The organism is Rhodococcoides trifolii, assembly GCF_014635345.1.
Classification (GTDB): Bacteria; Actinomycetota; Actinomycetes; order Mycobacteriales; family Mycobacteriaceae; genus Rhodococcoides; species Rhodococcoides trifolii.
The window spans coordinates 20,047-31,958 of sequence record NZ_BMCU01000002.1; the positions used below are offsets into that span (position 1 = coordinate 20,047).

Sequence of the window (11,912 nt, forward strand, 5' to 3'; positions counted from 1 at the left end):
CGCATGCGTTGGAGGAGAAAGGGGTTCACCTAGGCCACCCGTCCGCGGCGTAGGTGGGCGATGACGTCGCTGCGCTCGATATCGGCGAACGCTTGATCGGTGTCGTAGAGGACCTGCTCAGAACGGGTCAAGGTCACCGCGACCGGTAGGCCCAAGCGGGCACCGGATTTGATGATGTACTTCCCGCGGCCTGGGTGCGCTTGTCCAGGAACCCATGTCGGTGGTGCTTGCCAGGACGCGAGTAGCGAGCGTTCACGATTTGTTAGGGGACTGATTTCGTTGACCCTGCTCAGCTCGGCGTGATCCATGCCGCCGTACACCTTGATTCCGTTGCGGGCAGCCAGGCCTTTGGCCTTGGCTCTGTCCTGTTCTGTCGGGAGGGCGTCGAGGTCTGTCATTGAGTGGGTCGAATATGCCGTGACCACGCCGTCGTTGCGGTCCATTCGGGTGCCGCGGTCCATCAGATCGACGAGGCCGGAACCGGATCGCAGTGCGCGCCACATCTCGTCTCTGGGCACGTAGATGTTCCGGCGGGTCCCTACTGCTTGTTGGGAGTCGATGACGGCGGAGCACCATGCCTGGGCGCATAGCATTGCTGCAGCAACGACGTCGCTGGAATCGCGCTCGATTGCTTTGAGCCCCAGGGACAGGGCGGGACTGTCTCTGCTTATCTCGAAGCTGGACGGGCGGTCGAACAATCCGCGGATGGGTCCTTCGACCATGAGCCGCAGCGTGTTTCGGAAGTCTCTGGTCTCGCGTCGGTAGTCGAAGTCGTTGTCGGCGACTATGACATCTCGAAGGGCCTGCGGCCCTTGGGTCATCACGTTCAGAATGTCTGGGATCGTGTGGTCGAGACCGTACGTTTCGCGTGCGTCGTCGACGAGGTCTACGGCCCGGGCGAGGTACAGGCGCCAGGTGGGGTCGAGACGCTTGGATCCGCCGATGACCAACAGGCCCTCGAGTAAGTCGAGTCGCCGCGTTCGCGCGGTCTCGAGGAGCTGGTCCTTGGTGGAACCGGTGGCTGCGGTGATGGCGTCTCTCATGGGACCGAGGTCGAGTGGATTGACGCAATGCAGCCCTCGTCCGACCTCGAACACCTGCCCGCCCATTGCGTTGACCAGGGGTGTGTATTCGTTCTTCAGGTCGCCGGGAACCACCATCATGAATCCGAAGCCGACCAGTCCCATCCCCAGTCTCTTGAGCAATGTGGACTTGCCGACGCCGGGTTGCATCTGAACCCAGATGCCGGTGTTGGTGACCAATCCGTCCTTTAGCCATTGGGCGGGATCAAGACCTATGGGCTCGGCTGTGTGTAAGTGGCGGCCGAGGGGAACACCCCGCACCTGCGCTCCGGCTGCTGCTGCGAACGGGTAGAGGCCGGCGAGCTGAGCGGTGGTTCCTTGCCACAAGCTTCCTCGGTCGACATTCGGCTGGTAGCCGCCGCGAGCGCGTCGGTGGCCTCTCACTGGCGGGATTTCACCAGGTAGATACCCAGCAGGCATGTAGTCGAAGATGGCGTTGTCGCGGTTCTGACCGGTCATCCCGGCCACGTGGTGAGTGCGGTAGGCCGGGGCTACTCCGACCCGAGAAAGCAGACGTTCCAGTAGAGGTGCGCCATCGTAACTTGTTGCTCTTGTGTTCATTTCATGCTCCCCATCGCTCTGTTCCCGGACGGCCGAGCGCCTGCGTCGGGTCGATCCCCCACCCCATCGACACGGCGAACATCGCGGCCTGCGATCCGCGAGCACGGCGAAGGCGAATCTTGGAGGTCCCGGCTCGTTCTTCGACGTCGGCCACCGCGGTGTCGAGCAAATCGGGGTTGGCGACGGTCGTGGTGACGTAGAGCGTGAACCGACCTACGCCGGCTCCCATCGACTCGTCGCGAGTGTCGGCCCGTGCCTTGGCTCGGTCGTCCCGATCCCGCTGCGTCTCGTCTCGTTTGGTCTTCTGAGCCCAGAATGCGCGGAGTGTCCCGCCGGTCACCTCGTTTTCCAGAACGTCGGCGGCCTCCGCGGCGCCGTACGGGCGGTAGACGATCGACACGCGCCGATAGAACGGGCCGGGCGCCAGCAGGGGGAGAAGGACGGAGGATCGAAAGATACCTTCTGGAGGTGCCTCCAATACCCAGGAGACATGGTGGCCCGAGTCGGTGCGGTAGACGTTGTCGGTCCCACCGGTCCGGATCGGGCCCGCGTCGCGCCAAGAAAGAAGTTCGCCGTCGTCGTCGACAGGGGAGTCGGACGCGAGGACATCGCCTCGAATCGCCGGGTCGAATTGCGCACGCATACGTCTGATCACCCATGCTGTTGTTGCCCTACCTCGGACCGCAGCGCCGGACGATGACAATGCCGACTCGATGCCCGGCAACCATCGAACGACCTGCACTGCGGCTTCGGTAAGGTCGGTCGGTTTAGGAGTGAACTTGCTCGGGTCGAAATGCACTGTAACGCAGGTAGATACGTCAGCAGTCGTGGCACCTCGTCGGGGCACGAGTTCGTGGAGGATCTCTTTGCATATCGCAGGAGCGGTGGGAGCGATACGGCCGAGGGTGTAGTCGCGTTGATTGACACCACCGGTGGGCGATGATTCGACGTCGAAGCTGACGTGGTCGATGAAGCGCTTATATCCGAAGTCAGCCAACATAGACCCGTAAGTTGACACCCAGGTCTCCGCATCTCGATCGTCAGCCAATGCGAGCCCTACAGGAGATACTCGTAGCCGGGCTGACATGAGGCCAGTTCGCCTGTTCCACATGAGAATCTGTCGACCACCGCGCCCGTCTTCGACGTCCAAGGGCAGGAGGGGTCCCGCCACGCCGGGCAGTGAGTCTCCGCGATCGACTGTCGACAGCGGGCCGGCGGCGAATTGATCGCTTCCCTCGGCTCGCGACCTCCAACCCCGACCGATCCAGAGTGCGCGGTCTACCAATGTTCGGTCGGATCGCCCGAACGGTATTACCGCTATTGCCAGAATCGGAACCGATACCAGCGATGCCAGCAAGGCTGCAGTGCGAGAGATTTGAAGTACGGCGACGAGCGCGACGACGACGCACGCAACTATGGCGGTTTGTCTGCCGGTCCAGTTTCGGACGAAGGAACGTCCGCGGGCCTGCCTCAGTCGGCCGAAAGTCGTGGCAGTCATCGGGATACCTTTCTGACGGTCATGATGTAGCTGGCCCTTCCGTGTCGTCGCCGCGCATGGTGGCGGCTGCAGATTCGCCGGCGTCGTGCACGGCCCGCCCGGCGGTATGAATTGCGGTCACCGCGGCCTCCGCCGCCAGAGCAGCTCCACCGGTAGCTGCACCCGCAGCTGCCGTGGTGCCGGCGCTTCCGGTTGCTGCGGCAGCTCCGACGTTCTCTGCGTCCTGTGCTCCGACGCCGCTGGCTGCGTTTCCATCCCCGCCCGTTGAGGACGGGTTTTCTGACTTGTCCCACTCAGCTGGTTTTGCAGCAGCGTTGGGCGATTCCCAGGGTTGACCATCCGGAAGGTTGTGGCCGCCAGGGCCGGGATCGATGTCCGAAGGTCCTGTCCCGGGGCCGTTGTTCTCCATGTAGGAACTCATGGGATCGGAGCTGTGCGTCGTACCGCTGTCCGTTGAGCCGGACTGAGTGCTCTCACGCAGCAGATCACTGCCCCCGAGCGCCACGGATGCAAGCCCAGCCGCCAACGCGCCCGACGAACCGCCTGCCACAGCAGAACCGCCGACCCAGGAAAAGAACTTCATCATGGCCGGGAGCGCAATTACTGCGATACAGAGGACCATGGTGCCGACGATGACCGATTGCACCTGGTTTCCGGTCGTCTCGTTGCCCACGAGGGTGAAGCCGAGGGTGTAGATCATGGCGGCCATCGGCTTGTAGAGGACCAGGGCAATGAGCGAGGACGCGATTCGAGGAAACCACTGACGTCCCCACGGGAACAACTGTCCTGCCGCAGCGATCGAAATCATCGCTGCGAGAACGATGATGCCGCCCTGTCGGATGAATCCGAACACCCATTGGATCAGGGACAGCACCCAGACTATGAGGGCAATCAGTGCGAGCATGGCGGGGTTGTTGATCGCGGTGATACCCAGCATTTTGGAGACGTCAGGGCCGAAGTTCTTGGCGCCATCCGAAACGAGTGCGTTAGCGGCCGCGTCGCCGGCGGACAGCGCTTGCGACAGAACAAGAAGGGCCAGGGACGAGATGACCATGTATTTGACCGCACCGGAGAGCATCTCGACCAACGGCGCGCCTCGGCGCGTTATGGCAAGCAGGAGAGAGGTGCACAGCACGCCGGCCATCAGGATGAACGTGATCACGACCTGAATCGGCCGTGCCTGGGACAGAAGGCCGGCGGGCTCGATGTTGATCGAATCAGTGGAGATCCACCACGTCATGGAGGACGTCAGGATGTCGCCCGCGGCCTGGCCGATCCATTCCGCGAACTTCTCGAACGTCCCCGAGGCAGCTGAGATGGCGGGCGCCGCGAGTGCTTGTCCAGCGCGATCTGCGATGGCGCCCGCGGCGTCTCGGCATGCCGTCAGGTTGGCCCCGGTCGCACATCGTGCGCCGTTGCTGATGGTGTCCCACCAACTCATGCGGCCTCCCTCGGCTCGATCGGACGGGTCAAAACGGGGTGAACCCGTCGACCCTCGACAGTGACTGGGCAGCCGCCGTCTCGCTCGGCGCGACCAGCTTCCAGTCGTCGTCCGTCCAAACCACGGTGAACTGGTACGAGTTGTACGAGCCGTCGAACGGGTTGGGCAGGGCGTACTGGACGGTCGCCTGCGACGGCAGATAAGCGAGCACCTTGAACGCGGAGGGGTGGACGTCTCCGAGCGCGGATGGATCGGGCGATCCACGATGCTGTTTGACATTTGCCGCTGCGGACGCGTCGAAGACGGTCTGGGCGTCGACCACCTCGGCGTAGTGCGGGCCCAACGCAATGCGGGTTGCAATCTGGTACGCGGCCACAACCGCTCCTTGGGGAGTCCGGCTGTACCCCGTTGCCGCGCCCGACGTCTCGTTGACGGATCGGGGTCCGTCGGCTGCCGTGAAGGGCAGAGCGATGCTGTCCTCCTGACGCCACACCAAGTCGGCAGGCGCTCCGGTCATCCAGTCATCGTCCGAAGGCGACCGGACCTTGCTCAGGTCCTGCTCCGGTAGAGCCAAATTCGACGAATCGGCCGCTGCAGGGGAAGTCGATTCTGACGGTGCAGGTTGATCCCCGCCGCCGAGAATCGCGAAGCCAGCGACGGCGCTACCCACGATCAGTGCAGCGAGGAGAGCAGAGAGCAGCAGACCGCGACGCTTGCTACCGTCGCCGAATTCGCGAGTGACGAGCGGGCTTCTGCCCCGAGCGGTGAGCACGTCAGGAGCCCGTGAACTGTCGAATGAGTTCCGCCGACCCGCCGGCCAGCACTGCGGCACCGAGCGCCCACGGGGCATGTGACAGAGCTGATTTCGCGACATCCGAACGTCCGCGTATGCCTACGCCCATCATGACCGCGGCGAGTAGCAGTCCAATCATTGCCGAGACGTTGCAGGCCGTCTTGAGGTATCCGATCCAGTCGTTGATCGGCTGCTCGAGTCCTGGGATGGGCTTCGCCGGGGGATCCGGAATGTCCTGCGCGAACAGCGTGACTCCCTGCTCGAGCGTGCGGCGAGGTGCGTCGACCAGGGCCGCGACGAGTTGTGCGGGCGGAATCGAGGTGACGGCCTCGCTCAGTGTCTGCAGGATCATTGTTGTGCCTTCTCTCTTGTGGTCAGGACCGCAGTAACCGCCGCGGTCAGTTGTTCCGCAGCGATCTGAACGGGACGAATCCATCGCGGAAGCTCATCCAGGTAGTCGTGCCCGTGCAGCGCCTCAAAGATGGATGCGTGCGGATCGTCGAGTGACCTCAGCCGGTCGATCCAGGGGATCCGCACGATGTGCGGGATGTTGGGCCGGGCCATCTCGATTCGCTGTTTCGATGTTCGCGGCCAGGGCAGGGGACCGTCATCGACAACGACCAGGACAGGCGGACGGCCCTGCGACATGCTGGCTGCAATGGACTGCGCAATCTGGCTGGGGACGGACCGACACACGAGCACGTCGACGGTCTCACCGTGACGTCGCACTCCGTAGTCGCTCCTGATGTCGAGAAGTGTGGCTGCGAGTGTGGTTCCGACGCCGCCGGCGACGCCGCTGACGTGGGGGATACGGATTTCCGTCATGTGAGCTCCTTGATTCGCGTCATCCGAACCGCCTTGCCACCAGACCGGAGGCCGACGGCGTGTATGAAGAGACCTTCACGAAGTCCCCGGATTGCGGAGCCTCCACGACGGAGTTGTTGCCGAGCCAGATGAAGATGTGACCGGAGTGCGGCTGGATGATGTCGCCGGGCTGGAGCTGTGCCGGGTCCGAAATGCGCTGTCCCCGTGGGTCTGCCACCTGGTCGCTGTCGAGATGCGATAGGAGGATCGCACCGCCGGAGGCTTGGGCGACCGCATAGAGCACTAGTCCGGAGCAGTCGAACCCCGTCTTCATGCTGTCTCCGTAGCTGTCGGCTACACCGCCGTCGGAGATGCCGCGCGTGGGTCCGTTGCGGTCCCCTCCACCCCATGCGTACGGGAGCCCGATCTTGGTCATTGCCGCCGCGACGACGTTGGTGCCGAAGGGACCGCCCGGAATGAAGCCCGGCCCCACTGGTGTGCTCGGCAAGGAATACTTGGGTAACGCAGCTTTCACCTTGCTCGGGTAGGAGTCCGATTCCGCTCCACCGGTCGTGCCCTGTGGGCCGCCGCGGTCCAGAACGCACCCGTACCCGCAGTTGTAAGCCACCATCACGATGTCCAGCAGTTCGCCGGTGACTCGTCCGGAGGCGAGGTCGCGTTTCGCTGTTTCTGCTGCAGCGCAGTCGAATCGACCCTGCGCCATGATTGCGTCGGCAGGATCGAAGGGATCCGATCGTCCGTTCAGGTCGTCGTCGCGTCCATAGGTCGGCCAGGTGCCGTCCATGAACTGCGAGAGGCCCTTCGCCCGCGCGGGCGAGAGGGCGCGAGGATTCCAGTTCGATTCCACGTCGATCTGGGCCGCAATCAGCGGTGGCGTGATCTCCGTGCATTGACTGCCCGCCTTGATGACCCACGCTTCGTATTCGGGAGGGACCGTCCCAGGCAGGAGTGATCCCCCGGTCGATACCGCCGGCGAGTTCGATCCGAGTGCCGCCGCGAACATTACGAAGAGGCCGAGGGCCGACAGTACGCAGAAGACGGACACGATTCTGGCGCTCATCGAGTCCCTCGCGACTGGTCGGACTGAACGTGGTCATGTAAGCGCCGCGATCTTTGCGGCGGCCCACTCGGTCATCCAGCTCACGGACGTATGCCCGGACGAATCGATGGGCTTGTCGGTGTACGAGGACACGTGCACTCCGGACGCGAGGAACGCTGCTGCCTGCATCCCTTCGGATGCGATGTTGGACAACGCATCCGCTCCCGGCGAGCTCATCAGCGAGGTCAGCTGGGAGGCAAGCGATCCTACGTCGGAGACCGACCCCAGAGCGCTGTCAGGTGTTTTTATGGACCCAGTGAGAGCCGACAGGCCCACCGTCGTCAGTTCGAGTCCCGCTGAGGCTGCGCGCCCTGCGGCTCCGATCCAGTCTCCAGTTTCAAGGCCGTGCCATAGCGCTTCTTGCAGAGCGCCCACGCTATTGGCAAGTCGGATCACGTCTACCTGACCCAGCAGGCTCACGACGACGGAGGCGATGGCGGCCGCACCCGACGGGTCTGGGATGAGTTGAAGAAGTTTGGACACAACCTGTAGGTCGGCGCCAGCGGCGAATCGTACGACGGGTTCGAACAGATGATTGAGGTCGCCTGACAGGGCGTGTGCTTTCTTGATCAGGTCCGCCTGAGCAGCACCCGGTAGGAGTAGGGCGGGGTCGATCACGATCTGCCCAAGCTCTCGGAGTGCGTCGATGATGCCCGGGATGTTCGCCGTGAACTCGACAAGGTTGGTGCCGGCGTTCGTGAGCTGATCGATCACGACGGATGGCTTGAGTACGGCAAGTGCGCCGCTCGCCGCACCCAGAGCACTGCTGGGAGTCGATGTCAGTGGCGTTGTTGCCGCGGCTAGTTCTCGCCCTGGCTGGTCGAGGACGTTCGCAGGCAGTTCCCCGCCCGACGCGACCGCGCCTGCCGTGTGCGCTATCGACTGTGCGTTGTTGATAGCGGCGCTGAGATCGATGCCGTTCAACTTCGCGAGAAGCTGTTTGGCTCCCGGGTCAGTTCTCTTGGGATCGAGTAGGGATTTGTTCGCCGTGGCCCACGACGCGGCATCGCTCAGCCCGCTCAAGGTGTTTGCTGTCCGCGTGGCTGCTGCGGCAACGGCGTCGGGGTCGGTGAGCTCATTCCTGGAGGTTTGCGTGCTGATCTCCGAGACGTCGCTTGGGAGTTGCGAGGCCTGCGAGCCAGACAAATTTGAAGTGAGCGAGCTGGTGATAGCTGAGCTTCCGAAAGACCCCGGTGGTTGCGTGACCATGCGGCCTACTGCAGCGAGGATCGGATTCTTTGCGGTGTCGTTGGTGCAGTACAAGTCCGCTCGGTCACACTGCTCCGCGACCCGAGAGGTCATCGAGCAGAAGCCACCTGGTCGAGCTCCGGCGATGCCGTGGCCGTTCACTTGTGGGCCCACGACCTTGCCATCGGCGTTTGCCTGCTTGGGATCGGCGATCAGACCGGCCCCGAGAACACGGTCTGCTGGGATCGGGGAGCTTCCACAGCCAATGTTTGCCACCACGTCGCCCGCGATGTCGGCTCCTTGGGAGTATCCGAAGATGAGCCATCGTGTGTTGGTACATCCGGCCAGGGAGGCGATGTCGTCGTTCAGCTTCTGACGGCCATCGGCTGCCGACGTGGCGTAGGCGACGCCGGCGGTGAATGCCTGGGCGTCATAGGGAGCAAACCAGGATCGGATCTGACCCGGGAAGCGTCGGTCCAGTTCGTCGGCAATGGGTTTAAGAAGTCCCACGGACACCGAAGGGTCTGCGGTGTTGCCGGTCTCCCAGGTGCCGGGGACGAACTCCGCCGCGATCCGAGGACAATCGGTGGACGAGCCTGGGCTGGCGGCGTGCGCCGGCGCGACTCCAACCGCCAGGAGCATGGTGAGGGCTACCGACACCGTTGCGAATCTGCACTGCAACGTTGTTGCGTTCATGCTGTCGAAATTCTGGTGATCAAAGCGCGCCCTGCTGCGTCCGTCCGAGTGTCGACGACCTGCAGATGGATCGAATTGTCGCCCGTAGGGCGATGTTCGGTCACGACCACCGAGAAGGACGTGGCCGAGACTGGGGTGACGCGAACGCAGTGAGTGGTCCCGACGGGAACGGCCGAGTCGATTCCGGCCTGGATGGTCGACGGAACCAATCCACTCGAGTCGGGAGAGACGTACTGCCGTGCAGCGACTCCCGACCTCAGCACGTAATACGCGTACTGGAAGCCGAGGATTGCATCCGGTCCCGATGACGTACTGCCCGGCCCGGAATCCTGAACCAGGGACGGCGAGTGCACCATCGGGCAGGATGCGGCGCTCTGATCCAGTGCATGCGTAGCTGTTATCGGCGTAGCCTGCAGCGGTGGTTCCGACGGCTGGGTCTGCCGAGAACCGGCCAATATCGAGGCCCCGCCGAGTGTTGTCGCGACGATGCCTATGGCAGCAGCACATAGAACAACCCGGTGACGTGTGCCGCGTTTGTCACCGCTTGCGCTGCCGACCGTCTTAGCCGTCGGACGGGACGGTGGTCGCTCAGACCACGTCGGTGGAGTCCACGTTGTCGACTCCTCGGTCTGGGGCATGTCGCATTTCATCCGTCAGCGGGGGAGGTTTATGGGAAGCGACCGGATCACTTGGTCGACCTGGTCCGTCAAGGGGCGTAGCGATTGCTGCGCTGACGCAGTCACCTGGTCGAATGTGGGTGCTCCAGAGGGCGACGCCGTCGGGGCCATGGGCTGCGCCGAATCCGGTTCGCTCCCAGCGGCAAACGCGCCTCCGACGACGCCACCGACAACTGTGCCCACCCCGGCCGCCCCAACGACTGCCGGTACGGCTGCAGCGGCACCCGCGGCCGCGCCGACCAGTGCGCCTGCCGCAGCTCCCGCAACTGCCCCGGGCACAGTTCCGACGACTGGAGCGGCGACGGCAGCAACGGGTGCTGTCACTGCCGCACCGACAGCAGCGCCGATCAAAGCACCCCCGCCCGAGGACAGAGCGACAGCGGGGACACCGACCACCGCCGCGGCGAGCAGGCCTCCGCCAACGGCACCGGCCACCGACCCGGCCGCGACGCGATCCGCGCGCGGTGCGTCGATGCCGGCTGTGCGTAGAGCAGTGTCCCCGGACGCTTCGATCACGGCGAAGGTGTTGTTGCTCTGGTCGGCGAGGTCACGCGGTAGCCAAGGGGGCCGCTGAATGACGTTGGCGCCGAAACGAAGCGTGTCCGGAGCTGCTTGTACGGGTGCAACACGTACCTGAGGTGCCGGTGCTGGATTTACGGGCTCGACCGCACCAGCCGGCGAGGTCCGTGCGCGTTGTGGAGCGGTGTAGGTGCGGAGCGGCGCGGAGTTCGTCGGCACTGGTTGAGTTGGCGCGTCCTCGAACTGCGCGTCGGGGTTGATTCCGCCGAGGTACTCCCAATCGTCCGTCGAGGGGACGCTGTTGGTCACTCCCGCCTGATCGGTGGCTGTCGAATCAACGCCAGGCTGTCCCGGTGCGGCCAGCGCCGCAGTAGCGGAGCCCAGCATCACGGCGACAGGCACTGTGAGGGCGACAGCGAGTGCACGGAGTATGTGGGGAGATGTCATCGGAGTACTCCAGATCGGTTCGTATGATTGGTGTTTGGCTCTGTGGGGTTGGGCTGGTCGGGTCGAGTGGGGCGCCTCCGCCAGTAGGCGAGGAGGACCCCGTCGGCGCTCAGGGCCTCGTGCGGCCCGGCGTGGTCCGCCCACTTAGAGCATGCGATCCGGTGATTCGACAGCGCATGTGTCGCGGTGTGGCCACACGTCTCTCGCCTACGCGAGATGAGAGGCGCGGATTCCTCGCCGTGGGGCATTTGTTGGCTCCCGATCATCGATGTTCGCGTGTCAATCTATTACGTCATTCTAAACCATCAATCTGTGACGTCAACGGGTTTGTCCGGAAGAGTGCTGACGTATGAGTGGTGAAACGCCGTGAGCCGACGAGTGCTCCGGGGTTTCAGGCCAGAGCGACTGGTTGAAGCGCGCCTTGAGAAGGGGCTATCGCGAGGCGACGTCGCCAGATCTGTGGGAGTCAGCATCGGCGCGGTTGGTTCCTGGGAGACGGGCCGCGCCACGCCGCAGGTCGACTCACTCGCGCGGACTGTAGAAGTGCTCGGGCTACCGATCGAGGCCGTCATCGTCGTACCCGAGTCCGAGCGGTATCTGTCGGATCTCCGCGCCCTCAGGGGCTTGGTGCAGCCCAATCTGGCTGCCACCGTCGGCATATCCACCAGCAGCCTTGCGTCCATCGAGAGGGGAGAAGCCCCACTGTCGGACGGTGTGGCCGCGAAACTGGCTTCCGCGCTCGCGGTCGAGTTAGACGTGGTCGAGCGTGCGTACGAGCGTGCTCGTGATCGCCCGATCGGCGTTCCTGGGTGAATTGTCTGCATGGTCTGCCCCCGACTGCGTTGAAGAGAGACCAAATAAAACCAAGAAAATAGTAAATGCGCAAGATATGTTGTGGATATCCCACGGCAGGGACGCGCATGTTTGTATTTTCTTTTGATTTCTTGTGGTTCTGGAAGTGTGCGCCTACTCTGACTCCCGTGAACGGTCCTGAACGATTGGCGTCGAGCGTCTTCGCGCGCCGTACCGAGCTGGGACTCACCCGAGATCAGGTACGCGAGCGTGGGGGTCCCTCCGAACCCACGT

Annotated in this window: 11 protein-coding genes; 1 reads left to right on the forward strand and 10 read right to left on the reverse strand. The window is 63.8% G+C overall.

Going from position 1 to position 11,912, the window contains the following annotated elements; all coding sequences use genetic code 11:
* Positions 1 to 29: 29 nt before the first annotated feature.
* The 10 genes from IEW02_RS07090 to IEW02_RS07135 form a co-directional block, all read right to left on the reverse strand.
* Entirely contained in the window at positions 30 to 1,541 is a 1,512-nt protein-coding gene (locus IEW02_RS07090) for a putative type IV secretion/conjugal transfer ATPase (protein ID WP_229745863.1), read from the reverse strand.
* Positions 1,542 to 1,644: 103 nt separating this feature from the next.
* Positions 1,645 to 3,141 (reverse strand): SCO6880 family protein, encoded by a 1,497-nt coding sequence (locus tag IEW02_RS25465; protein WP_188544115.1) that lies wholly within the window; start codon positions 3,139 to 3,141, stop codon positions 1,645 to 1,647.
* A 19-nt stretch (positions 3,142 to 3,160) separates the two neighbouring features.
* On the reverse strand, positions 3,161 to 4,582 hold the full coding sequence (locus IEW02_RS07100; protein ID WP_188544117.1) for a TrbL/VirB6 family protein: 1,422 nt from the start codon (positions 4,580 to 4,582) through the stop codon (positions 3,161 to 3,163).
* A 28-nt stretch (positions 4,583 to 4,610) separates the two neighbouring features.
* Positions 4,611 to 5,456, reverse strand: a complete 846-nt coding sequence (locus tag IEW02_RS25550) for a DUF8175 domain-containg protein (protein ID WP_503633833.1) — start codon at positions 5,454 to 5,456, stop codon at positions 4,611 to 4,613.
* Positions 5,356 to 5,727, reverse strand: coding sequence for a hypothetical protein (locus IEW02_RS07110; protein ID WP_229745865.1), 372 nt, complete (start codon positions 5,725 to 5,727; stop codon positions 5,356 to 5,358). Before IEW02_RS07110 ends, IEW02_RS25550 begins: the two co-directional genes overlap by 101 nt.
* A complete protein-coding gene (locus IEW02_RS07115) occupies positions 5,724 to 6,200 on the reverse strand; it encodes a hypothetical protein (protein ID WP_188544121.1) in 477 nt (158 codons plus the stop codon). The genes IEW02_RS07110 and IEW02_RS07115 overlap by 4 nt, the downstream gene beginning before the upstream one ends.
* Before the next feature lie 19 nt (positions 6,201 to 6,219).
* Entirely contained in the window at positions 6,220 to 7,260 is a 1,041-nt protein-coding gene (locus IEW02_RS07120) for a C40 family peptidase (RefSeq protein ID WP_188544122.1), read from the reverse strand.
* 33 nt (positions 7,261 to 7,293) lie between these two features.
* Complete coding sequence (locus IEW02_RS07125; protein ID WP_188544123.1) at positions 7,294 to 9,183, reverse strand: cutinase family protein; 1,890 nt, start codon at positions 9,181 to 9,183, stop codon at positions 7,294 to 7,296.
* On the reverse strand, positions 9,180 to 9,539 hold the full coding sequence (locus tag IEW02_RS07130) for a DUF8176 domain-containing protein (RefSeq protein ID WP_188544124.1): 360 nt from the start codon (positions 9,537 to 9,539) through the stop codon (positions 9,180 to 9,182). Before IEW02_RS07130 ends, IEW02_RS07125 begins: the two co-directional genes overlap by 4 nt.
* Positions 9,540 to 9,836: 297 nt before the next feature.
* Positions 9,837 to 10,826, reverse strand: a complete 990-nt coding sequence (locus IEW02_RS07135; RefSeq protein ID WP_188544126.1) for a hypothetical protein — start codon at positions 10,824 to 10,826, stop codon at positions 9,837 to 9,839.
* Positions 10,827 to 11,204: 378 nt separating this feature from the next.
* Here IEW02_RS07135 and IEW02_RS07140 point away from each other — a divergent pair, with 378 nt between their 5' ends.
* Positions 11,205 to 11,639, forward strand: a complete 435-nt coding sequence (locus IEW02_RS07140) for a helix-turn-helix transcriptional regulator (protein WP_268236727.1) — start codon at positions 11,205 to 11,207, stop codon at positions 11,637 to 11,639.
* Positions 11,640 to 11,912 lie beyond the last annotated feature (273 nt).